Annotated in this window: 22 protein-coding genes and 1 pseudogene; 15 read left to right on the top strand and 8 right to left on the bottom strand. The window is 62.9% G+C overall.

Annotated elements, in window-relative coordinates; genetic code table 11:
* Positions 1–49: 49 nt before the first annotated feature.
* A complete protein-coding gene (locus G7016_RS04045; RefSeq protein ID WP_181111551.1) occupies positions 50–1,597 on the top strand; it encodes a glycoside hydrolase family 17 protein in 1,548 nt (515 codons plus the stop codon).
* Positions 1,598–1,601: 4 nt separating this feature from the next.
* Here G7016_RS04045 and G7016_RS04040 read toward each other — a convergent pair whose 3' ends face one another.
* Complete coding sequence (locus G7016_RS04040) at positions 1,602–2,003, bottom strand: hypothetical protein (RefSeq protein WP_181111550.1); 402 nt, start codon at positions 2,001–2,003, stop codon at positions 1,602–1,604.
* A 203-nt stretch (positions 2,004–2,206) separates the two neighbouring features.
* Between G7016_RS04040 and G7016_RS04035 the strand changes: the two genes are divergently transcribed.
* The 3 genes from G7016_RS04035 (at position 2,207) to G7016_RS04025 (ending at position 5,292) form a co-directional block, all read left to right on the top strand.
* Positions 2,207–3,505: a serine/threonine protein kinase gene (locus tag G7016_RS04035; RefSeq protein WP_181111549.1), complete on the top strand. Its 1,299-nt coding sequence runs from the start codon at positions 2,207–2,209 to the stop codon at positions 3,503–3,505.
* Positions 3,498–4,274 (top strand): MlaA family lipoprotein, encoded by a 777-nt coding sequence (locus G7016_RS04030; protein WP_181111548.1) that lies wholly within the window; start codon positions 3,498–3,500, stop codon positions 4,272–4,274. Before G7016_RS04035 ends, G7016_RS04030 begins: the two co-directional genes overlap by 8 nt.
* A 163-nt stretch (positions 4,275–4,437) precedes the next feature.
* Positions 4,438–5,292 (top strand): pirin family protein, encoded by an 855-nt coding sequence (locus G7016_RS04025; RefSeq protein ID WP_181111547.1) that lies wholly within the window; start codon positions 4,438–4,440, stop codon positions 5,290–5,292.
* On the opposite strand, the gene G7016_RS04020 is transcribed toward G7016_RS04025, so the two are convergent.
* Positions 5,293–6,228: a lipid A biosynthesis lauroyl acyltransferase gene (locus tag G7016_RS04020; protein WP_181111546.1), complete on the bottom strand. Its 936-nt coding sequence runs from the start codon at positions 6,226–6,228 to the stop codon at positions 5,293–5,295.
* 120 nt (positions 6,229–6,348) lie between these two features.
* Here G7016_RS04020 and minC point away from each other — a divergent pair, with 120 nt between their 5' ends.
* From minC to G7016_RS03990, 6 genes are all read left to right on the top strand, one after another.
* Positions 6,349–7,104 (top strand): septum site-determining protein MinC, encoded by a 756-nt coding sequence (minC, locus tag G7016_RS04015; RefSeq protein ID WP_181111545.1) that lies wholly within the window; start codon positions 6,349–6,351, stop codon positions 7,102–7,104.
* Between the two features lie 137 nt (positions 7,105–7,241).
* Entirely contained in the window at positions 7,242–8,057 is an 816-nt protein-coding gene (gene minD, locus G7016_RS04010; RefSeq protein ID WP_181111544.1) for a septum site-determining protein MinD, read from the top strand.
* Complete coding sequence (gene minE / locus G7016_RS04005) at positions 8,054–8,308, top strand: cell division topological specificity factor MinE (protein WP_181111543.1); 255 nt, start codon at positions 8,054–8,056, stop codon at positions 8,306–8,308. Before minD ends, minE begins: the two co-directional genes overlap by 4 nt.
* Before the next feature lie 69 nt (positions 8,309–8,377).
* Complete coding sequence (locus G7016_RS04000; protein WP_181111542.1) at positions 8,378–9,013, top strand: RluA family pseudouridine synthase; 636 nt, start codon at positions 8,378–8,380, stop codon at positions 9,011–9,013.
* Positions 9,014–9,086: 73 nt separating this feature from the next.
* On the top strand, positions 9,087–10,376 hold the full coding sequence (locus G7016_RS03995; protein ID WP_181111541.1) for a M18 family aminopeptidase: 1,290 nt from the start codon (positions 9,087–9,089) through the stop codon (positions 10,374–10,376).
* Positions 10,377–10,438: 62 nt separating this feature from the next.
* Complete coding sequence (locus G7016_RS03990) at positions 10,439–12,535, top strand: mechanosensitive ion channel family protein (protein WP_375139209.1); 2,097 nt, start codon at positions 10,439–10,441, stop codon at positions 12,533–12,535.
* Here the strand turns inward: G7016_RS03990 and G7016_RS03985 are convergent.
* Together G7016_RS03985 and G7016_RS03980 are read right to left on the bottom strand one after the other, a co-directional pair.
* Entirely contained in the window at positions 12,532–12,684 is a 153-nt protein-coding gene (locus tag G7016_RS03985) for a hypothetical protein (protein WP_181111540.1), read from the bottom strand. The two genes, G7016_RS03990 and G7016_RS03985, sit on opposite strands and share 4 nt — an antisense overlap.
* Before the next feature lie 18 nt (positions 12,685–12,702).
* Positions 12,703–13,413 carry a UTRA domain-containing protein gene (locus G7016_RS03980; RefSeq protein ID WP_181111539.1) on the bottom strand — a complete coding sequence of 237 codons (711 nt, stop codon included), beginning with the start codon at positions 13,411–13,413 and terminating at the stop codon, positions 12,703–12,705.
* A 329-nt stretch (positions 13,414–13,742) separates the two neighbouring features.
* On the opposite strand from G7016_RS03980, the gene G7016_RS03975 reads away from it, so the two are divergent.
* The 5 genes from G7016_RS03975 to G7016_RS03955 are packed head-to-tail and all read left to right on the top strand — an operon-like array spanning position 13,743 to position 18,085.
* Positions 13,743–14,789, top strand: a complete 1,047-nt coding sequence (locus tag G7016_RS03975; protein ID WP_375139676.1) for an ABC transporter substrate-binding protein — start codon at positions 13,743–13,745, stop codon at positions 14,787–14,789.
* A 2-nt stretch (positions 14,790–14,791) separates the two neighbouring features.
* Positions 14,792–15,634, top strand: a complete 843-nt coding sequence (locus G7016_RS03970) for an ABC transporter permease (protein WP_181111537.1) — start codon at positions 14,792–14,794, stop codon at positions 15,632–15,634.
* Positions 15,621–16,418 (top strand): ABC transporter permease, encoded by a 798-nt coding sequence (locus G7016_RS03965; protein WP_181111536.1) that lies wholly within the window; start codon positions 15,621–15,623, stop codon positions 16,416–16,418. Before G7016_RS03970 ends, G7016_RS03965 begins: the two co-directional genes overlap by 14 nt.
* A 1-nt stretch (position 16,419) precedes the next feature.
* On the top strand, positions 16,420–17,409 hold the full coding sequence (locus G7016_RS03960) for an ABC transporter ATP-binding protein (protein ID WP_181111535.1): 990 nt from the start codon (positions 16,420–16,422) through the stop codon (positions 17,407–17,409).
* 22 nt (positions 17,410–17,431) lie between these two features.
* Positions 17,432–18,085, top strand: a complete 654-nt coding sequence (locus G7016_RS03955; protein ID WP_181111534.1) for an HAD family hydrolase — start codon at positions 17,432–17,434, stop codon at positions 18,083–18,085.
* A gap of 91 nt (positions 18,086–18,176) precedes the next feature.
* Here G7016_RS03955 and G7016_RS03950 read toward each other — a convergent pair whose 3' ends face one another.
* The 4 genes and pseudogenes from G7016_RS03950 to G7016_RS03940 form a co-directional block, all read right to left on the bottom strand.
* Positions 18,177–18,755, bottom strand: a complete 579-nt coding sequence (locus tag G7016_RS03950) for a tRNA-uridine aminocarboxypropyltransferase (RefSeq protein ID WP_181111533.1) — start codon at positions 18,753–18,755, stop codon at positions 18,177–18,179.
* 161 nt (positions 18,756–18,916) lie between these two features.
* Entirely contained in the window at positions 18,917–19,963 is a 1,047-nt protein-coding gene (locus G7016_RS03945) for a methyl-accepting chemotaxis protein (protein ID WP_445674569.1), read from the bottom strand.
* A gap of 237 nt (positions 19,964–20,200) precedes the next feature.
* Positions 20,201–20,482, bottom strand: a pseudogene (locus G7016_RS25475) (PAS domain-containing protein); the annotation flags it as partial.
* A gap of 140 nt (positions 20,483–20,622) precedes the next feature.
* The gene (locus G7016_RS03940; protein ID WP_181111531.1) at positions 20,623–21,516 is read right to left on the bottom strand and encodes a LysR family transcriptional regulator; all 894 of its coding nucleotides are present in this window, start codon (positions 21,514–21,516) and stop codon (positions 20,623–20,625) included.
* Positions 21,517–21,627 lie beyond the last annotated feature (111 nt).

Raw genomic sequence — 21,627 nt, 5'->3', positions numbered from 1 at the left:
AGGGTGAACACGTTAAGATCAGCGCTTCCCTTTTCAGCTCGGCCTGTCCATGCGTTCGACCGACTCCCGCCTTTGCGTCCTCTGGTGGCTTTCCACCGCTTTTGCCTGTTTCGCCTTGCTCGGTTTCTGGTACTCCCAGGGCCGCCCCGTGCCCATGACCGACGCGGTGGCACAAGGCCAACGATTGCAGTGCGCCTCCTACTCGCCTTTTGGCAAGGACCAATCGCCGTTCGACCAGCCGCTGGCGATTCGCCCGGCCCAGCTTGAAAGCGACCTGGCGCTGTTGAGCAAACGCTTCGCCTGCCTGCGGACCTATTCCATGACCGGGCTGGAAAGCCTGCCGGAATTGGCGCGCAAGCACGGCCTGAAGCTGATGCTGGGCGCTTGGGTAAACAGCAACCCACAAGACACCCAGAAGGAAGTGGATGCGCTGGTGCACGCGGCCAATGCATACCCCGACGTTGTAACCGCGGTGATCGTGGGCAACGAGGTGCTGCTGCGCAAGGAAGCGACCGGCGAGCGGATGGCCGAGCTGGTACGCCAGGTGAAGGCGCGGGTGCAACAGCCGGTGACCTATGCCGACGTGTGGGAGTACTGGAACCTGTACCCGCAAGTGGCGCCCCAGGTGGATTTCATTACCGTGCACCTGCTGCCCTATTGGGAAGATGTGCCTCATGGCGTGGATACCGCACTGTCGCATGTGCAGGCCATTCATGACGACTTCGCCAGGCGCTTCGCACCCAAGCCGGTGATGATCGGCGAAACCGGCTGGCCAAGTGAAGGCCGGCGACGGGAAACCGCTGAACCCAGCCCTGTGAACCAGGCACGTTTCATTCGGGATTTCGTGCACCTGGCCGATCGGCTTGGCTGGCAATACAACCTTATCGAAGCCATTGACCAGCCCTGGAAGCGCAACAACGAGGGCGCTGTGGGCGGCTACTGGGGGATGCTCGACGCCGATCGAGAAGATAAAGGCGTGCTGTTCGGCCCGGTAAGCGATGTGCCGAACTGGCGGCTGTGGCTGGGCGGCTCGGTGTGGGTGCTGGCGTTTAGCCTTTTGTTGGCCGGCCGACCAAGCGCCCGCATGGCGGCGCTGGCCCTGCCCTGGCTTGGCGCAGTGGCCGGTGCAAGCCTGGCGTGCTGGGCGCGGCAAGCTGAAGTCGGCGCGCGCTACCTGGGCGAATGGGTTTGGGCAACTTGCCTGGGGGTCACAAGCCTGGCCCTGCTTGCCGAGGCCGTACTGCATCTGGGCGCGGGAGGCGGATGGCGTTCGCGGCTGGGGAGCCTGCTGACGAGCTGGCGCGCCCACTTGGCCTTGGCAGCTGGCTTCGCAACCGTCGTGGAAGCGATCTGGATGGTGTTCGACCCCCGCTATCGAAGCTTCGCCACGGCAGGGTTGCTGGTGCCGGCGCTTCTGTTGTTCTGGCGCCCCGCAGCATTGGCGCCGCGCGCCACTCGCCTTCTCGCGGCCATGTGTGCGGTGAGCATTCCTGTGCAGTTGGTGCGGGAAGGTTGGCAGAACCCCTATGCCTGGGGGTGGGCCATTACTGTCTCTATCATGGGCTGGGCGCTGATTCGCAAGCCTCGGGCAGCGTAAACAGTCATTCCCGGGCTACGCCCGGTCTTACAGGTTCATGCCTCACATGCACGCACCGCAATGCCGCCAGCATCACCACCACCCCGGCCAATGATGTGGTGTACAGCACCAACCCCGGAAGGGCGAATACCAGGCCCATCAGCGCCACTAGCTGCCCACGCGCGCCCCGCAGCAACCATCCACCCAGCGCCAGCACCAGCCCGGCCAGCGGCAGCACATTCCAGTGGATCATCAAGCCCATGCCCGCCTTCGCTTGGCAGGCTATCTGCGCAGGGTCTGCGGCGCAGGCCCCCACCCAAGCAGTGTTCTCCATCAGCCCATAGCGCACGCCATAGGCAACGGCGATCCAGGCCGCCAATAGCAGCAGTACGCCGCACAATTTATACCGTGGGTTCATGCGTTTCATCCGGTGTTCCGTGAACGTGGCTAACGAGGCGCGCATCAGCGCACAAAAGCATAGGGATACTCTACATCCCCAAGGCAAAATCGGTGTATCGTCTCGCTGCACCCGCGGCCTCGGTACGGGCGTACAAAAACATTTTCAGGGGGTTGGCAACTCGCCATTACGGCGGTTGTCTAGTCAGCATCTCGTCGTCAGGAAACATCCAAATGCTTCGAACTTTGCGCCTCGCTGCCTTGCTCGGCGGCCTTGTCATGAGCGCGTTCTCGCAGGCCAGGGACATCGACCCGGCCAGCTACGGTTTTCCGCTGACCAACCCGTTCGAGGCCACCATCGCCTCCACGCCCCCCGACCTGCGACCCAAGCTGCCGCTGGACGACGATATCGACCAGGCCGACTACACGTTGAACATTCGCCCGGAGCGGGAGTTCATCCTGCCGGACAACTTCTGGCCGGTGAAAAAGCTGCGCTATCGGCTGGCCGAGCAAGACCATGCCGCGCCGCTGATCTTCCTCATCGCAGGCACTGGCGCGGCCTATAACAGCACGCTCAACGAGTACCTGAAGAAGCTGTTCTATCAGGCCGGGTACCACGTGGTGCAGCTGTCCTCGCCCACCAGCTATGACTTCATGAGCGCCGCCTCTCGCTTTGCCACGCCAGGCATCAGCAGCGAAGACGCCGAAGACCTTTACCGCGTGATGCAAGGCGTGCGAGCCCAGCACCCGAAGCTGCCGGTGACCGATTACTACCTCACCGGTTACAGCCTGGGTGGGCTGGACGCAGCCTTCGTGAGCAAGCTGGACGAAACCCGCCGCAGCTTCAACTTCAAGAAGGTGCTGCTGCTCAACCCTCCGGTGAACCTCTACACCTCGATCAACAACCTGGACAAGCTCACCCAGACCGAAGTGAAGGGCATCAACAACAGCACCACGTTCTATGAGCTGGTACTGAAAAAGCTCACTCGCTACTTCCAGCAAAAAGGTTACATCGACCTCAACGAAGCCCTGCTGTATGACTTCCAGCAGTCGCGCCAGCACCTCTCGAACGAGCAGATGGCAATGTTGATCGGTGTGTCGTTCCGCTTCTCGGCGGCGGACATCGCCTTTACCTCGGACCTGATCAACCGTCGCGGCCTGATCATCCCGCCCAAGTACCCGATCCGCGAGGGCACCAGCCTCACTGACTTCATGCGCGTGGCGATGCAGTGCGACTTCGACTGCTACATGACCGAGCAGGTAATCCCCATGTGGCGCGCCCGCACCGACGGCGGCAGCGTGCTGCAACTGATCGACCAGGTGAGCCTTTACGGCCTGAAGGATTACCTCCAGAACAGCACCAAGATCGCCGTGATGCACAACGCCGACGACGTGATCCTCGGCCCCGGCGACATCGGCTTCCTGCGCAAGACCTTTGGCGACCGCCTCACCCTTTACCCCTACGGCGGGCATTGCGGCAACCTCAACTACCGTGTCAACAGCGACGCTATTCTGGAGTTCTTCCGTGGTTAAACATGCCCTGCTCATTGCCGCGCTGTTGTGCGCAGGCGCGGCCCAGGCCGATGACGGTCGCACCCCGACAGACCCGGACGGCTTCAAGGAGCCGCTCAAGCAGCTCAGGTTCAACCCTGGCCTGGACCAGCGGGAATTCGAACGCTCGACCCTCAGCGCCTTGAATGTCTATGACCCGCTGGAATCGTGGAACCGCCGCGTGTACCACTTCAACTACCGCTTCGATGAGTGGGTGTTTTTGCCGGTAATACGCGGCTATCGCTACATCACGCCCAGCTTCCTGCGCACAGGCGTGAGCAACTTCTTCAACAACCTGGGCGATGTGAGCAACCTGCTCAACGCCATGCTGCAGCTCAAGGGCAAGCGTTCGCTGGACATCAGCGGCCGCCTGCTGATGAACACAACGCTGGGCGTGGCCGGCCTGTGGGACCCTGCCACCCACTTCGGCCTGCCTCGGCAGAACGAAGACTTCGGGCAAACCCTGGGCCACTATGGCGTGCCGGAAGGGCCCTATGTGGTACTGCCGATCTTCGGGCCGTCCAACCTGCGTGACACCACAGGCCTGATCACCGATTTCGCGGCCGAATCGCAGATCAACTTCCTCAACGTGTCCGAGGAAAGCGGCCGCCATCCGGAAATCCTCCTGCTACGCGGCGTGGACCGGCGTTACACCACCAGCTTCCGCTATGGCCAGCTGAACTCGCCGTTCGAATACGAGAAGGTCCGCTACGTGTACACCGAAGCGCGCAAGCTTCAGGTTAGCGAGTAAGCATCGTTCGCGGGCTTCGCCACGCTCGAGCAGGAGCGGGCGTAGCCCGCGAAGCCGCAAACGAAAACAAATCGAAAACCCCGATCATTCCCCGCCAAAAGACTCACCCATCCAGCAACCCGGCAGGCATATCATGGCGCCATTGCGCTATGGAGCCTTTGCCATGTCCCTGCTTCGCCAAGTACTTGATGTTCATGTAGGCCAGCCTACGTCCGATGGCGCCGGTGTGCGCCTGATCCGCGTGTTTGGTGGCCCGGGCGTCGAGCGTTTCGACCCCTTCCTGATGCTCGACGAATTCGGCTCGGTAAACCCGAACGACTACATCGCGGGCTTTCCGCCCCACCCGCACCGCGGTTTTGAAACCGTGACCTACATGCTCGAAGGCCGCATGCGCCATGAAGACCATATGGGCAATGTGGGCCTGCTGGGCAGTGGCGGCGTGCAGTGGATGACCGCCGCCCGCGGGGTGATCCATAGCGAAATGCCGGAACAGGAAGAAGGCGCCATGCGGGGTTTCCAGCTGTGGCTGAACCTGCCAGCCAAGAGCAAGCTGGGCGATGCGGCCTATGACGATATTCAGCCAGAGCGCATCCCTCGCCTGGTCACGCCAGGTGGGGTGACCGTGATCGCCATCGCCGGTGAGTTCGACGATGGCCAGACGCAGCTTGCTGGGGCAGTGCAGCGCCCGGACACCGAGCCACTGTACCTGGACCTTCATCTGCCGGCCGGAGCGACGGTAAGCCCCAAGGTACCCGACGGCCATCGGGCCTTGCTGTACGTATACGAAGGCCAGGCGCAGGTCGAGGGCCAGCCGCAGGCCGTCGAAGCCGGGCGGCTGGCGCGGTTGAGCGAGCAAGGCGAATTACGCCTGAGCAGCGCGAACGGTTGCCGCCTGCTGTTGATCGCCGGCAAGCCACTGAACGAGCCCATCGTGCAATACGGCCCGTTCGTGATGAACAGCCGGGAAGAAATCGAACAGGCGGTTCGCGATTTTCATGCTAACCGCCTTACCGCCTGATCAGCCCTTGCGCTTGGGGTACAACCTGGGCGCGCCTTCCGGGCGTGACTTGAATCGGCGGTGCGCCCACAGGTATTGCTCGGGGCAGGCGCGGATCGCCTCTTCTACCCATTGGTTGATCCGCAGGCAATCTTCTTCCACCGTCTCGGCGGGGAAGTTGTCCAGCGGCGGGTGTACCACCAGCCGGTATCCACTGCCATCAGCCAGCCGCATTTGAGTGAAAGGTATCACCCGTGCCTTGCCCAGCCTGGCGAAGGTGCTGGTGGCCGTTACCGTGGCCGCGGGGATGCCGAACAGCGGCACGAACACGCTCTGCTTGGCGCCGTAATCCTGATCGGGCGCATACCAGATGGCGCGGCCCTTGCGCAGCAGTTTCATCATGCCGCGTACATCCTCGCGTTCCACCGCCAGGGCGTCGAGGTTATGCCGCTCGCGGCCACGCCGCTGAATGTAGTCGAACAGCGCATTGCCATGTTCGCGGTACATGCCGTCGATGGTGTGATGCTGGCCCAGCAGCGCCGCGCCGATTTCCAATGTGGTGAAGTGCGCCGCCATCAGGATCGCGCCCTCCCCCGCCGCTTGTGCTTCGCGCAGGTGCTCCAGCCCTTCGATGTGTGCCAGCCGCGCTAACCGGGGTGCCGGCCACCACCAGCTCATCGCCATTTCGAAGAAGGCGATGCCCGTTGAGCGGAAGTTTTCCTTGAGTAGCCGCTCACGCTCTTTGGCGGGGAGCTCGGGGAAACACAACTCCAGGTTACGCGCAGCGATCAGGCGCCGATCCGTGGCGAAATACCCCATCAGCCGGCCCAGCGCGCCCCCCAGGCGCAGCAAGGCCGGATAGGGCAGCTGCACCGTAAGCCACAGCAGCCCGAGCCCCAGCCACAGGGGCCAGTAGCGGGGATGAAGGAAGGCGCGGCGAAACTGCGGTCGTTGCATGGGTATTTCCGGGCAAAGGCAAAGCCGCGCATTCTACATGGGTTGCGCGCGGCTTGCGGCTGGCAAGCGTTCTCGCTATAAGTCACGGCACTTTTCGCGACAAGGCGACATTTGCCGACCATGAGCCAAACTGAACCTCAGCAGCAGGAAGCCGTATTTCAACTGAAGGGCAGCATGCTCGCCATCACCGTGCTGGAGTTGGCTCGCAATGACCTCGAAGGCCTTGACCGCCAATTGGCCGCCAAGGTTGCCCAGGCGCCGAATTTCTTCAGCAATACGCCGTTGGTGCTGGCGCTCGACAAGCTGCCGGCCGATGGGGGGCCCATCGACCTTCCCGGGCTGATGCGCGTATGCCGCCACCATGGCTTGCGCACACTGGCCATCCGCGCCGCGCGCATCGAAGACATTGCCGCTGCGATCGCCATCGACCTGCCGGTACTGCCGCCGTCGAACGCCCGCGAGCGCCCGGTGGAACTGCCCGAAGAGCGCAAGGTGGCTGTGGAGCCGCCTGCGCCCGTGATCGAAACGCCGCCAGCACCCGTCATCCAACCCACGCGGGTGATCACCACGCCCATACGGGGTGGGCAGCAGATCTACGCCCAAGGCGGGGACCTGGTGATCGTGTCCTCGGTAAGCTCGGGTGCGGAACTTCTGGCCGATGGCAACATCCATGTGTACGGCCCCATGCGCGGCCGTGCCCTGGCAGGGATCAAGGGCGACACGCGAGCTCGTATCTTTTGCCAGCATCTGGGCGCGGAGCTGGTGTCCATCGCGGGGCAGTACAAGGTCGCCGAAGACCTCAGGCGGGACCCTCTCTGGGGCAACGCGGTACAGATCAGCCTCACTGCCGATGTGTTGAACATCACCCGTCTTTAACGGATACTGCCGCCATTTTATGCGTAACGTGTTCGGTCGGCGGCGTTTTCGCCAGGTTACGCACATTCATAAGCATTCGATCTTCATCTTCACGTTTTCGAGGACTCAACGTCCTTTTTCTTTAGGGGTGATACACCTTGGCCAAGATTCTCGTGGTTACTTCCGGCAAGGGTGGTGTGGGCAAGACCACCACCAGCGCAGCCATCGGCACCGGCCTGGCATTGCGCGGCCACAAAACCGTTATCGTCGACTTCGACGTCGGCCTGCGTAACCTCGACCTGATCATGGGCTGCGAGCGTCGCGTGGTGTACGACTTCGTGAACGTGGTAAACAACGAAGCAACGCTCAAGCAGGCACTGATCAAGGACAAGCGGCTCGAGAACCTGTATGTACTCGCCGCCAGCCAGACCCGCGACAAGGATGCCCTTACCCAGGATGGCGTGGAAAAGGTACTCAACGAACTCAAGCAGGACTTCGAGTACGTGATCTGCGACTCCCCGGCCGGTATCGAGAAGGGCGCCAGCCTGGCCATGTACTTCGCCGACGAAGCCATCGTGGTCACCAACCCGGAAGTGTCCTCGGTACGAGACTCGGACCGCATGCTGGGCCTGCTGGCCAGCAAGTCGCGCCGCGCCGAAATCGGCGAAGACCCGATCAAGGAACACTTGCTGCTCACCCGCTACAACCCGGAGCGCGTGAGCAAAGGCGAAATGCTCGGTGTCGAAGACGTGGAAGAAATCCTCGCCATTCGCCTGCTGGGCGTGATTCCCGAATCCCAGGCGGTACTCAAGGCGTCCAACCAGGGCGTGCCGGTGATTCTCGACGAACAAAGCGATGCGGGCCAGGCCTACAGCGACGCGGTAGACCGCCTGCTGGGCAAGGAAGTCGCCCATCGCTTCCTCGACGTGCAGAAAAAGGGCTGGCTACAGCGCCTGTTTGGAGGCCGTGAATGAATATTTTCGACTTCTTTCGCGACCGCAAGAAAGGCAGCACCGCTTCGGTCGCGAAGGAGCGTCTGCAGATTATCGTGGCGCACGAGCGCGGCCAGCGGGCTACCCCCGACTACCTGCCTGCCTTGCAGAAAGAGCTGGTGGAAGTAATCCGCAAATACGTCAGCATCGACAACGACGACGTGCACGTGGCTCTGGAAAACCAGGGCAGCTGTTCGATCCTCGAACTCAACATCACCCTGCCCGACCGCTGAAGCGGCCCGGGTTCCCCATGTGGTGGCTTCCCTGCAAGCCGCCATGTGCGTTCCAAGAGCACTCCCGCAATGCCTCTGTCCAACATTCGCATCCTGCACCAGGACCCTTCGTTTCTGGTGATCGACAAGCCGACCCTGCTGCTCTCCGTGCCTGGGCGCGCGGACGACAACAAGGATTGCCTGATTACCCGCCTGCAGGAAAACGGCTACCCGGAGGCGTTGATCGTCCACCGGCTGGATTGGGAAACCTCGGGGATCATTCTGCTGGCGCGCAATCCGGACAGCCACCGCGAGCTGTCCCGTCAGTTCCATGACCGGGAAACGGAAAAGGCCTACACCGCGCTTTGCTGGGGCCAGCCCGCGCTGGACAGCGGCAGCATCGACCTCCCCTTGCGCTACGACCCGCCCACCAAGCCCCGGCATGTGGTGGATCATGAGCTGGGCAAGCACGCGCTCACCTTCTGGCGTGTGCTGGAGCGCAATGGCGACGTTTGCCGCGTTGAGCTCACGCCGGTCACTGGCCGCTCCCATCAGTTGCGTGTGCACATGCTGAGCATCGGCCATCCACTGCTGGGGGACCGCCTCTATGCTCACGACGCGGCACTGCAAGCTGCCCCTCGGCTGTGCCTGCATGCCAGCATGCTTGCCTTCAGCCACCCGGTCACCGGTGAGCGCGTGCGTTTCGAGTGCCCGGCACCGTTTTAAGCTTCATGGTGCATTGAAACCATTCACCAGACGAATGCGCTAGACTCGCGGCATTGCTGCCTGGAGTACCCTGATGCGCGACACTTTGAACCAAGGCCTGATCGAATTCCTCAAGGCCTCGCCCACCCCTTTCCACGCCACCGCCACCCTCGCCAAACGCCTCGAAGCCGCCGGCTATCAACGGCTTGACGAACGCGAGCGCTGGAACACCACTCCGGGTGGGCGCTACTACCTCACCCGTAACGACTCGTCGATCATCGCCATCCGCCTGGGCAAGGAATCCCCGGTTACCGAAGGCCTTCGCCTGGTAGGTGCCCACACCGACAGCCCGTGCCTGCGGGTGAAGCCGCAGCCGGAGCTGCAACGTCAGGGTTTCCTGCAGCTGGGCGTGGAAGTCTATGGCGGTGCGCTGCTGGCGCCCTGGTTCGACCGCGACCTCTCGCTCGCCGGGCGTGTCACCTTCCGCCAGGACGGCCGCGTGGCCAGCCAGCTGGTGGACTTCCGCCTGCCTATCGCGGTAATCCCCAGCCTGGCGATTCACCTCAACCGCACCGCCAACGAAGGCTGGGCGATCAATGCACAGAACGAACTGCCGCCGATCCTGGCCCAGGTAGCCGGCGGTGATCGCTTCGATTTTCGCGCCCTGCTCACCGAGCAGTTGGCCCGCGAGCACGACGTGAATGCCGACGTGGTGCTCGACTACGAGTTGAGCTTCTACGACACCCAGCCTGCCGCAGTGATCGGCTTGAACGGCGAGTTCATCGCTGGCGCTCGCCTGGACAACCTGCTGTCCTGCTTCGCCGGCCTGCAAGCCTTGCTGCGGGCCGAAGGGGATGAAACCTGCGTGCTGATCTGCACTGACCATGAAGAGGTGGGCTCCAGCTCCGCCTGTGGCGCTGACGGCCCGCTGCTGGAGCAAACCCTCCAGCGATTGCTGCCCGAGGGCGACGAGTATGTGCGAGCCATCCAGCGTTCCTTGCTGGTGTCGGCCGACAACGCACACGGCGTGCACCCCAACTATGCCGACAAGCACGACGGCAACCATGGCCCCAAGCTCAATGCCGGGCCGGTGATCAAGGTCAACAGCAACCAGCGCTACGCCACCAACAGCGAGACCGCTGGCTTCTTCCGCCACTTGTGCATGGCCGAGGAAGTGCCTGTGCAGAGCTTTGTGGTGCGAAGCGACATGGGCTGCGGCTCCACCATCGGGCCAATCACCGCAAGCCGCCTGGGTGTACGCACCGTGGACATCGGCCTGCCGACGTTCGCCATGCATTCCATCCGCGAGCTGGCCGGCAGCCATGACCTGGCCCACCTGGTGAAGGTGCTGGGCGCCTTCTATGCTGCCCGAGCGCTGCCGTGATCACGGCGATACAGGGGCCTTCCCGCCGCTGGGCGCGGGCCCTTGGCTGGCTGCTGTGGTGCGTGATAGCTGTTGCGCTGCCGGCACAGGCGAGCGGGCTGCCAAGCCTGCTGGGCGGCTCGGCCAAAAGCGAGGCACCCGCCGAAAACCTCGACCAGTCGCTGGACCAGGTGATTGCTACCTTGGAGAACGACGCGCAGCGCGCCCGGCTGCTGAGCGATCTCAAACAACTGCGTGAAGCCAGCCACAAGGCCAAGCCCGCCCAGGAAGAAGGCGTGGTCGGCCTGCTGGGCGGTACGGTGCGAGCGCTGGAGCGGCAATTCGCCGGCGAAGACAGCCCGCTGAGCCAGTGGCTGGAAGAACTTACCCTGGCCCGCACTGAACTGCTGGACCGTGCAAGCACCGTTGTGGATCAAGGCACCGTAGCGCTGGTGTTCATGGCCACGATCCTGGCCTGGGCGCTGCTGGCTTCTTTGCTGAACTGGCTCAGCCAGCGCATGCGCGAACGCTTCGGCCTGACCGAAGAGCTACCCCAGCATCCCAGCACCTGGGACCTGCTGCGGTTCGCCCTGCGCAAGATCGGCCCCTGGCTGGTGGCGCTCGGGCTCACGCTTGGCATCGGCTATGCCGTGCCATCGTCGCTGGGCAAGGACCTGGCGCTGGTGGTGGCCTACGCACTGGTGGTCGGTACCTGTTTCGCGGCGATCTGCGTTATCGCATTCTCCCTGCTCGATGGGCCGCATCGGCACCGCGCGCTGTACATCCTGCGGCGTCGCGCCTTCCGGCCAATGTGGCTGATCGGCAGCTTCGCCGCGTTTGGCGAGGCGCTGAGCGATCCTCGGCTGGTCGCCGGCCTGGGCCCGCACCTGGCCCACACCGCAGCCGCCCTGGCCAATGTGCTGGCCGCGCTGTTCAGTGGGTTGTTCATTCTGCGTTTCCGCCGCCCGATCGCGCATTTGATCTGCAATCAGCCACTGGACAGGCGCCTGCACAAACGGGCGATGACCGACACCCTGGAGGTGCTGGGTACTTACTGGTACCTGCCGGCGCTGGTGCTGGTAGGCGTGTCGCTGGTAGGCACCTTTATCTCCGCCGGTGACACCAGCACGGCGCTGCGCCAATCGTTGCTGTGCACGGTGCTGCTGGTGGTGTGCATGGTGATCAACGGGCTGGTCAGCCGCCAGGCGCAAAAGCCCAGCCACCGGCCCCGCCGTCAGGAAGCGTACGCCGAGCGGCTGAAAAGCTTCTTCTACACCTTGGTGCACATCTTTGTGTGGATGGTGTTTCTCGAGCTGGGCCTGAGGGTGTGGGGGCTGTCGCTTATCCGCTTTACCGAAGGCAGTGGTCATGACTTCAGCCTTCGGCTGTTCGGCCTTACCGGCACATTGATGTTCGCCTGGCTGGTGTGGATCCTGGCCGACACCGCCATTCATCTTGGCCTGGCACGCTCTCGCAAAGGCCTGGCGAACGCCCGCGCGCAAACCATGATGCCGTTGATTCGCAACGTGCTGTTCGTGGCCATTTTCGTGATTGCCGGGATCGTGGCCCTGGCCAACATGGGCGTGAACGTCACGCCTCTGCTGGCCGGTGCCGGTGTGATCGGCCTGGCGATCGGTTTCGGCGCCCAATCGCTGGTGGCGGACCTGATCACCGGGCTGTTCATCATCGTGGAGGACTCCCTCGCCATCGATGACTACGTGGACCTGGGCGGCCACCTGGGCACGGTGGAAGGCTTGACGATTCGTACGGTGCGCCTGCGGGACATCGACGGCATCGTGCACACCATTCCGTTCAGCGAGATCAAGAGCATCAAGAACTACTCGCGGGAGTTCGGCTACGCGATTTTCCGCGTGGCCATTCCCTATACGGTAGGCATAGACGATGCGATCAAGCTGATGCGGGACGTGGGCCAGAAGATGCACAGCGACCCGCTGCTGCGCCGTGAAATCTGGTCGCCGCTGGAATTTCAGGGGGTTGAAAGCTTCGAGTCTGGCTCGGCGGTGCTAAGGGCGCGCTTCAAGACCGCGCCGCTGAAGCAGTGGGAAATCTCCCGGGCCTTCAACCTGCTGCTCAAGCGTACCCTGGACGAAGCCGGGCTGGACCTGGCTACCCCGCGCCTGAGCGTGCAGGTGACACACGCCGGCCCACCGGCGCGTTAAAGCTCCTCGGCATCGTCCTCGACGTCTGCAGTTTCGTAGGCGTCGGCGGCTTGCTCCAGCAAGGCTTCTTCGTATTCGTTCATAACGTAGCGCTCCTGTGCCTGGGTTTGGGCAGAGAATGCCAGTGCTGGTTTACGCTCGCATGACACTGGCCCGCCTCCCTATGACTACACCGTTGCCACCACCCGGATCGCATCGTGGCGCCAATACTCCAGGTCGCAGTCGATTCGCCTGCCCTGGCGGTCGTGGTTGATACGGGTAATGCGCAGTCCAGGGCTTCCCGTGGATACCTTCAACGCGAGGGCGGCGTCGCTGGGCAAGGCGGTAGGTAACAGCTCGAACTCTACCTGCCCATATTCGATGCCATATTCGCGGGCATACAGCTCGGTCAGCGGCTGGCTAAGGTCATGGCCGAGCAAGCCGGGAAAGCACGCCGGGTTGAGGTAATGCTCCACATACAGCACCAAACGGCCGTCGATACGCCGGGCACGGCAGATGCGATATACCGCGGACAATGGTGCCAGCCCCAGGTAGTCGCAGATCGCGGCAGGGGCGGCCTGGGCCCGGGCGGTAATCAACTCGGTCGCGGGCAAACGGCCATGACGCTGGGCCATGGCATGGAAGTGGCTGCGCTCATTGAGGTCGTAGGTCAGCCGTGGCGGGGACACGAACCAACCGCGGCGGTCTTCGCGATACACCAGGCCACGCGCTTCAAGCTGCAGCAACGCCTCGCGCAAGGTAATGCGCGTTGTGGCGAACAACTCGCTGAGGGTTCGCTCCGCCGGCAGCTTGGCTCCAGGCTGCAATAACCCATGCTCGATCTGCTCTTGCAAGGCCGCGCCTATGGCGGTGACTGCTCGCGGTGCATTCTCTCGCATGCCAGCTTCCTTGTTGGTCTAGACCAGTGCACTGACAGGGCCTGTGGGGCCAGGTACCGTTGCAGTCAGCCTAGGTCGCCCGAATGAACGATAGATGACAACGCGGCATCAGCCAGGCCTTTGCATGCTCGGCCCACCAAGGGCGGCGGCTTGGTCTACGCTTGTTCAGCGAAACGGCAATAGCGGCGCATGGACATCAAAATGTCATGCCGCCTCGCTAGATTGGCCTGCGTATTGCTGACCTAGACCAGCAAGCGACACCTCCTCCCTATGACGTTTGTCTTCTGGAGCTACAGATGAAAAAGCAGCCCACGCTAAAAACACTGTTCATGGCCTCGCTGCTGGGTTCGGCCCTGGCACTGGGCAACTCAGCCATGGCCGCCGATGAGCTGGCCAGCCTGGAAGCCGCCGCGAAGAAAGAAGGCGAAGTGAACAGCGTGGGCATGCCAGACGCCTGGGCCAACTGGAAGGGCACCTGGGACGACCTGGCCAGCAAGTACGGCCTCAAGCACGTGGACACTGACATGAGCTCGGCGCAGGAGATCGCCAAGTTCGCCGCCGAGAAGGACAACGCCAGCGCCGATATCGGCGATGTGGGCGCGGCCTTCGGCCCGATTGCCGCCAGCCAGGGTGTCACCCAGCCCTACAAGCCGAGCACCTGGGCGCAGATCCCGGATTGGGCGAAGGACAAGGACGGCCACTGGATGCTGGCCTACACTGGCAGCATCGCCTTCATCATCAACAAGCAGCTGGTGAAAGACAGCGACGCCCCCAAGAGCTGGCATGACCTGGAAAGCGGCAAGTACAAGGTTGCCATCGGCGACGTGAGCACAGCTGCACAGGCGGCCAACGGCGTGCTGGCAGCGGCCATCGCTTACAAGGGCGACGAAACCAACCTGGCCCCGGGTCTGGAGCTGTTCACCAAGCTGGCGAAGCAAGGCCGCCTGTCTTTGGCCAACCCCACCATTCAAACCCTGGAAAAGGGCGAGATCGAAGTGGGCGTGGTATGGGACTTCAACGGGCTTAGCTACCGTGACCAGATCGACCCCAAGCGCTTTGATGTGTTGATCCCGTCCGACGGCTCGGTGATCTCCGGCTACACCACCATCATCAACAAATACGCCAAGCACCCCAACGCGGCGAAGTTCGCTCGCGAATACATCCTCAGCGATGCCGGGCAGATCAACCTGGCCACCGGCCACGCGCGACCTATCCGCGCCGATCATGTGAAGCTGCCCCCTGAAGTGGCCGCCAAACTGCTGCCTGCCGAGCAATACAAGAGCGTGAAACCGATCACCAACGCAGCCGCTTGGGAAAAGAGCTCCAAGGCGCTGCCGCAGCAGTGGAACGAACAAGTCATCGTTGAAATGCAATAACCATGAGCGACGCGCCCCGGGGCAAGTGGCTGGCAGCGCTGTTGCTGCTGCCGTTTGCCGTCTTCTTCATCGTGTTCCAGCTTGCCCCGCTGGCGTGGGTGGCGATCAGCAGCCTGCAAAGCGCGGACGGCTGGGGCCTCGCGAATTTCGCCAAGGCCTTCAGCTCACGCTTTTATCGCCAGGCGATGCAGTTCAGCCTGGAAATCAGCCTGTGGTCCAGCGTGATCGGGTTGGTGATTGCCGTGCTGGGGAGTTACTCCCTGCGCCAGGTGGACTCCCGGCTGCGCAACTTCGTCACCTCCTTCGCCAACATGACCAGCAACTTCGCCGGGGTGCCCCTGGCGTTTGCCTTCATCATTCTGCTGGGGTTCAACGGGGCCATTACCCTGCTGCTCAAGCAAAGCGGGCTGCTGACCGACTTCAACCTGTATTCCAAGGTCGGCCTGATCGTGGTGTACACGTATTTTCAGATTCCGCTGGGCGTATTGCTGCTGTACCCGGCCTTTGATGCTTTGAAGGACGACTGGCGCGATGCCGCCGCACTGCTTGGGGCCAGCGCCTGGCAATACTGGCGGCGCATCGGGCTACCGGTGCTGATGCCCGCGTTGCTGGGCACCTTCGTGATTCTGCTAGCCAACGCTTTAGGCGCCTATGCCACCGTGTATGCCCTCACCACCGGCAACTTCAACGTGCTGCCCATCCGCATCGCTGCCATGGTGGCCGGTGACATTTCGCTGGACCCTAACCTTGCCAGCGCGCTGGCGATCATCCTGGTAGCGATGATGGGGCTGGTCACCGTGGTGCACCAATGGATACTGCGCAGGAGCTACCATGGCCGCCGCTGACCGCGCTTCCGCCCGGCTGTATCACCGCGTGGTGGTGTGGCTGTTGTTCCTGATCCTGCTGCTGCCGCTGGCCGGCACCCTCCTCTACTCCCTGGCCACCAGCTGGTCGGCCACGCTGCTGCCCAGTGGCCTCACGCTGAAGTGGTACCTGGCGCTATGGACAGACGCGCGCTTTCTTACCGCATTTGGCCACTCCCTGCTGGTGTGCGTGGGGGCGTTGGCGCTGGCGGTGGTGTTGATCCTGCCGCTGCTGTTCGTGGTGCATTACCACTTCCCGCGGCTGGACGCCCTGATGAACATTCTTATCCTGCTACCCTTCGCGGTGCCGCCGGTGGTGTCTTCGGTGGGGTTACTGCAGCTCTATGGCTCAGGGCCGCTGGCCATGACCGGCACGCCCTGGATACTGATCGGTTGCTACTTCACCGTGGCGCTGCCGTTCATGTACCGGGCGATCACCAACAACCTGCAGGCACTCAATCTGCGCGACCTCATGGATGCCGCCCAACTGCTGGGTGCCAGCCCCTGGCAGGCGGCATGGCGGGTGGTGCTGCCCAACCTGCGCAAGGGCTTGATGGTGGCGCTGCTGCTGTCGTTCTCGTTCCTGTTCGGCGAGTTTGTGTTCGCCAACCTGTTGGTGGGCACCCAGTATGAAACCTTGCAGGTGTACCTCAACAACATGCGCAACAGCAGCGGCCACTTCAACAGCGCGCTGGTGATTTCCTATTTCCTTTTCGTGCTGGTGATGACGTGGATCGCCACACGGCTGAACAAGGACACCCACTGACATGGGCTTCATGAGCGTGAGCGCGCTGCGCAAGGATTTCGGCAGCACCACCGTGTTTGCCGATATCGACTTCACCATCGCCAAGGGCGAGTTCGTGACGTTGCTGGGCCCATCCGGGTGCGGCAAATCCACCCTGCTGCGCTGCATCGCCGGGCTCACCCACGTGGACGCCGGGCAAATCCTGCTGGAGGGGCAAAACCTCGTACCATTGGCCCCGCAGAAGCGCGACATCGGCATGGTGTTTCAAAGCTACGCGCTGTTTCCCAACATGACGGCGGCGCAAAACGTGGCGTTTGGCCTGAACATGCAAAAGGTGAGCGCCGCTGACACCCGCGAGCGGGTTCGAGAAGCCCTGGCCATGGTAGAGCTGGACACCTTCGCCGACCGTTACCCGCATCAGCTGTCCGGGGGGCAGTGCCAACGGGTCGCCCTGGCGCGTTCGCTGGTCACCCGCCCGCGCCTGTTGCTGCTGGACGAACCTCTATCCGCGCTGGACGCCCGTATCCGTAAGCACCTTCGCGAACAGATTCGCTCCATCCAGCAAGCCCTGGGCCTCACGACCATTTTCGTGACCCACGACCAGGAAGAAGCGCTGACGATGTCGGATCGGATCTTCCTGATGAACAAGGGCCAGATCGTGCAAAGCGGCGATGCCCAGAACCTCTATACCGCCCCTGTGAGCGCCTTTGCCGCAGGTTTTATCGGCAATTACAACGTGCTGGACGCCGAGAGTGCCAGCCGTTTGCTGCAACGCCCGGTAGGCGCTGCTCAGGCGATCCGCCCGGAAGCGATCGAACTGTTTGTGGAACCCGATGGCAGCGCAGAGATTCTCAGCCATAGCCTGTTGGGCAATGTGATCCGCTACCGCGTGCGGGCCCAGGCCGTGGAAGTGGTGGTGGACGTACTCAACCGCTCGGCCGATGACTTGCACCCCAACGGTACTCGGGTACGCTTGCACATTGCCCCCGCCGCCGTGCGTGAAGTGGCTTGACGAAACACAAGGAACGCTTGCTATGCCTCTGGCCATTTTCGACCTGGACGAAACCCTGATCGACGGCGACTGCGCCTCCCTCTGGAGCGAGCAGATGGCCCGCCTCGGCTGGGTAGACCCTGAAAGCTTCGTGCGCCGCGACCATGAATTGATGGCCGCTTACAGCCGAGGCGAACTGGCCATGGAAAATTACATGGCGTTCACGCTGGAGCCGTTGATCGGGCGCACCGAAGAAGAAGTCGACCATCTGGTGGGCCCTTGGGTGGAGGATGTGATCGAACCGCTGATTTTCAGCGACGCCACCCGCTGCATTGCCAACCACCGTGCCGCCGGCGATCGCCTGCTGGTGATCTCCGCTTCGGGCGTGCACCTGGTGAAGCCGATTGCCGAACGCATCGGCATCGATGAGGTGCTGGCCATCGAGCTGGACATCGCCCATGGCGTGTACAGCGGCCATACTCGAGGCACCCTCACCTACCGGGAAGGTAAAGTCACCCGCCTGATGGAATGGCTGCAGGCCGAAGGCGAAACCCTCGAAGGCGCGGCCTTCTATTCGGATTCGCGCAATGACCTGCCGCTGCTGGAGAAAGTAAGCCGCCCAGTGGCCGTCAACCCCGACCCCGTGCTGCGAGCCCGTGCCGAAGAGGCCGGGTGGCCGGTGGTGGCGTGGAAGTAGTCAGCGGGGCTTGGCCACGCTGGCTTGCCTGCGACCCGGGCCACCGCCCAACCTGCGGCCCTGTCGGCCCGGTCGCCGCCGAGGCGGGCTGCTACATGTGATTGCGCTGATAAGTTTCCTCTCCCATGGCTTTGATCTGCCCTTCGATCAGCGCGTCGAACGGCGCCAGCAGCGGCTGAAACGAGGCAGGCGCTTCGAGCACTTCGAGCGCGGCAACGATAGCCTCGATAGTCGATAGCGCACCTGGCCCCGGCGCCTTGCGCAGGCGGTAGCGGGACGGCGCGGCATCGGCGAGCGATACCCGAGGCAAGGCAGCCAGCGCCGGGTTGAGGTGCAACAGCTTGCGGGCCTTGCGCCAAGTGCCGTCCAGCACGATCAACTGTACGGGGCCTGTGCATGCGGTGGCCAACGGCGTTGAGCCTTCTCCGGGAAACAGCACATATGCTTGGCCCTCGTGTGCCTCCCATAACGACGACGGCACCTGTTCGGTAACCACCAGTTCGCTGTTCACCAAGCCCAAATGGGCCAGGCGCGCGGTATTGAGCGCGTGGTCCGCTTCGCTGGGGTGCTGAAGGATCAACACCCGCGTGCGGCTGGGCAGTTGAGGGATCAGCGCGCACAGGCAATGGCCTTCCGGGCGCTGACAACGAGGGCAATGGAGACGGGGCATGAATATCTCTAAAGCAGTTCAAGGCTCTTTACGAAAAGTCGGCGAACGCGGGCCAGGCAAGGCAAAAGCAGGCGAGGAAGCGGAGTTTACTAGTTGTAAATGAGCATTCCGAGCCTGCTTTTAACGTAGCATGGCCGAGTGCAGCCACTTTCCGTATGAGCCTAACGGCTGAAGCGTTCCGCCAAGCCATGTAAATACTCCGCCATACGCTCCAGCTCATGACTGATCTGCGCACCCTGCCTGGCCTGGCCGGCGCTATGGTCGCACAACTGGGCGATCCGGGTGATCTGCTGGTTGATGTCCTCCACCACGTGGCTTTGCTCCTCGGAGGCGGTCGCCATCTGCTGGCTCATGTTGGTGATACGCGCCACGGCTTCTGAAATGCCGCTAAGCGCGCCTTTCACGGCTTCTACGCTGCCCATGCTGGTGTGGGAGATCTGGCTGCCTCGGCTCGCGGTCTGCACCGCGCGGTCGGCGCCGGCCTGCAACGAACTGATGATCTGATGGATCTGCTCGGTGGAGGTACGGGTACGCATGGCCAGCGAACGCACCTCGTCGGCCACCACTGCAAAGCCTCGGCCCTGCTCACCCGCGCGGGCGGCTTCGATGGCGGCGTTGAGCGCGAGCAGGTTGGTTTGCTCGGCAATGGCAGTGATCACGTCAGCGACGCTGCCGATGGACTGGGTTTGCTCGGCCAGTGCATTCACGGCCTGGCCGATGTCGGCCACGGCAGCGCCCATTTCTTCCATGGCCATCAGGCTTTGCCGGGCCAGTTCGCCGCCCTCGCCCGCCAGGCGGTTGGCGTCCTCAGCGGCGCTGGCGGTGAGCTGAACGTTCTGGGTCACTTCCTGAATGGTCGCGGCCATTTGCGCGACCGCAGTAGCGGACTGGTCGGTTTCGTGACGCTGGCGCTCAAGGGAACCGGCCTGGTCCTCGGACAGGGCCGAGGATTCGCCCGCGCGCGCCTTTACGCTCAGGCCGGCGTCCACCAGGCGGGTGAGCGCGGTTTGCAGGCGTGCCTCCTCGCTCACCATCGCCAGGTCCAGTTGCCCCTGCAGGCCGCTGTTGTCGCTGTAGGTCAACGCCACCAATGGGCTGGTAAAGGCTTTGGGGTGCTCGGCCAGCGTTCGGCGGATGGCTTGCTGCTGCCGGGCTTCGCTCAATACGAAGGCCACGGCGATCGCCAGCAGCGTGGCAACCACCGCGATACCTGGAGTGAACCAAGCCCAGCCTGCCAGCGCCACCAGCCCGACCACAACGAACGGCCAGGCACGGCTGAGCGTTTGCACTGCCCGAGTTTGGGGGGCGATTGCACTCTTGCCCGCGGCCATTCGCGCATAAAGCGCGGAAGCGCGGCGCACCTGGTCGCGGCTCGGCAGAAAGCGCACCGACTCGAAGCCGGCGATGCGGCCGTTTTCGTAGATGGGAGTCACATAGGCGCTTACCCAATAGAAGTCGCCATTCTTGGCGCGATTCTTCACCACGCCCATCCACGGCTTGCCCTGCTTGAGGGTTTCCCACATATGGGCAAACACCGCAGGCGGCATGTCCGGGTGGCGTACCAGGTTGTGCGGCTGGCCTATCAGCTCTTCGCGCGTGAAGCCGCTGAGCGCAACGAAGGCATCGTTGCAGTAGGTAATCCGACTGTCGAGGTCGGTGGTGGAAATCAGCCGTTGTTCGGCAGGGAACGTACGTTCACGGTCGGTCACAGGCAGGTTGGAGCGCATGAGCAGCATTCCTTGGCAGGGGAAAGACAAAAGCCCTCGGTCGCACTTAAGGCTAGCAGAGGGAGACGCGGCGGCGAGAAACCGGGATCCATTCAGAGGAGTGTCGGCGCTGCCTGCGCAATCTTTAACGGCCGCTGCGGTTATCTCGCCAGCAGTTGGCTCTTGAGCAGATCGCGGAATGTCTGGATCAGGGGTTCGCGGGTGCGGCCCCGGCGCAGGATCAACGAGAACGGCGCCTGATAGCCAAAGGTGGCCGGTGACAGCACGCGCAAGTCGCCTTTATCTGCCCACGGTTGGGCGTAGTGTTCCGGCAGGTACCCGATGTAGGCGCCGGACAACACCAGAATCAGCTGCGCCTCCATGCTGTCCACGGTCGCCGCGCTGTGCTTGAAGCCATGACGCGCCAGCTCGGCCTGGCTCCAGTAACCCCGCCCTACCATGCGCTGTTGGGTAATGACCTGCTCGGGGATGCGCCGCTCGGCATACAACGGATGTCGGCTGCTGCAATACAGCCAGTGCTGCTCGCGGTACAGGGGTTGATACACCAGCCCGCTCATGCGCGTGGAGAACGCGCCTATGGCAAGGTCCAGGCGGTTTTCCTGCACGCCCAGCTGCAGCTCGTAAGGGCTTTGTACCGCCAGATGGATATGCACCGCCGGGTGCTCCTGGGTATAGGCGCCGATGGCTTCGGCAAACGGCAATTGGCGATCACCTACGGTGGAGTCGATCACACCCAGGTTCAGCGTGCCGCGTAGCTCGCCCTTGAGCGCGGCGGCATAGCGTTCGAAGCCTTCCATTTCCGCCAGCAGGCGCAGCGCTTCCTGATGGAACAGCTCACCTTTGCTGGTGAGGCTGAAACCGCCGCGGCCACGGTGGCACAGCACGATACCCAGCGCGGCTTCCAGCTGGCTCATGTAGGTGCTGATCGCAGAGGTGGACAGGTTGAGCGCCTGCTGGGCGTTGGCGAAGCCCTGGTGATGCACCACGCTGGTAAAGATACGCAGCAGTTTAAGGTCCGGAAAGGCATTGGCCATGGCAGCACTCGGGTCAGGCAAGGGCAGAAAAGCGAGGAACGCAGCATGCCATTACTTCAGAAATACCTGAACTAAGTTTTTCCTCGGCCCGATTCTTCCGGCGCGGGCGGT

The sequence above is a fragment of the Pseudomonas japonica genome (genome assembly GCF_013522925.1).
In the GTDB taxonomy this organism is placed as follows: Bacteria; Pseudomonadota; Gammaproteobacteria; order Pseudomonadales; family Pseudomonadaceae; genus Aquipseudomonas; species Aquipseudomonas japonica_A.
Note: the sequence above shows the minus strand (reverse complement) of the source record. Positions and strands in the feature narration are given on the sequence as shown.

What these genes read in the sequence shown, in the direction of transcription:
- G7016_RS04045 (WP_181111551.1), top strand. Translation starts at nt 50, where the DNA reads ATGCGTTCGACCGACTCCCGCCTTTGCGTCCTCTGGTGGCTTTCCACC.
- G7016_RS04040 (WP_181111550.1), bottom strand. Translation starts at nt 2,003, where the DNA reads ATGAAACGCATGAACCCACGGTATAAATTGTGCGGCGTACTGCTGCTA.
- G7016_RS04035 (WP_181111549.1), top strand. Translation starts at nt 2,207, where the DNA reads ATGCTTCGAACTTTGCGCCTCGCTGCCTTGCTCGGCGGCCTTGTCATG.
- G7016_RS04025 (WP_181111547.1), top strand. Translation starts at nt 4,438, where the DNA reads ATGTCCCTGCTTCGCCAAGTACTTGATGTTCATGTAGGCCAGCCTACG.
- G7016_RS04020 (WP_181111546.1), bottom strand. Translation starts at nt 6,228, where the DNA reads ATGCAACGACCGCAGTTTCGCCGCGCCTTCCTTCATCCCCGCTACTGG.
- minC (WP_181111545.1), top strand. Translation starts at nt 6,349, where the DNA reads ATGAGCCAAACTGAACCTCAGCAGCAGGAAGCCGTATTTCAACTGAAG.
- minE (WP_181111543.1), top strand. Translation starts at nt 8,054, where the DNA reads ATGAATATTTTCGACTTCTTTCGCGACCGCAAGAAAGGCAGCACCGCT.
- G7016_RS04000 (WP_181111542.1), top strand. Translation starts at nt 8,378, where the DNA reads ATGCCTCTGTCCAACATTCGCATCCTGCACCAGGACCCTTCGTTTCTG.
- G7016_RS03995 (WP_181111541.1), top strand. Translation starts at nt 9,087, where the DNA reads ATGCGCGACACTTTGAACCAAGGCCTGATCGAATTCCTCAAGGCCTCG.
- G7016_RS03980 (WP_181111539.1), bottom strand. Translation starts at nt 13,413, where the DNA reads ATGCGAGAGAATGCACCGCGAGCAGTCACCGCCATAGGCGCGGCCTTG.
- G7016_RS03975 (WP_375139676.1), top strand. Translation starts at nt 13,743, where the DNA reads ATGGCCTCGCTGCTGGGTTCGGCCCTGGCACTGGGCAACTCAGCCATG.
- G7016_RS03970 (WP_181111537.1), top strand. Translation starts at nt 14,792, where the DNA reads ATGAGCGACGCGCCCCGGGGCAAGTGGCTGGCAGCGCTGTTGCTGCTG.
- G7016_RS03965 (WP_181111536.1), top strand. Translation starts at nt 15,621, where the DNA reads ATGGCCGCCGCTGACCGCGCTTCCGCCCGGCTGTATCACCGCGTGGTG.
- G7016_RS03960 (WP_181111535.1), top strand. Translation starts at nt 16,420, where the DNA reads ATGGGCTTCATGAGCGTGAGCGCGCTGCGCAAGGATTTCGGCAGCACC.
- G7016_RS03955 (WP_181111534.1), top strand. Translation starts at nt 17,432, where the DNA reads ATGCCTCTGGCCATTTTCGACCTGGACGAAACCCTGATCGACGGCGAC.
- G7016_RS03950 (WP_181111533.1), bottom strand. Translation starts at nt 18,755, where the DNA reads ATGCCCCGTCTCCATTGCCCTCGTTGTCAGCGCCCGGAAGGCCATTGC.
- G7016_RS03940 (WP_181111531.1), bottom strand. Translation starts at nt 21,516, where the DNA reads ATGGCCAATGCCTTTCCGGACCTTAAACTGCTGCGTATCTTTACCAGC.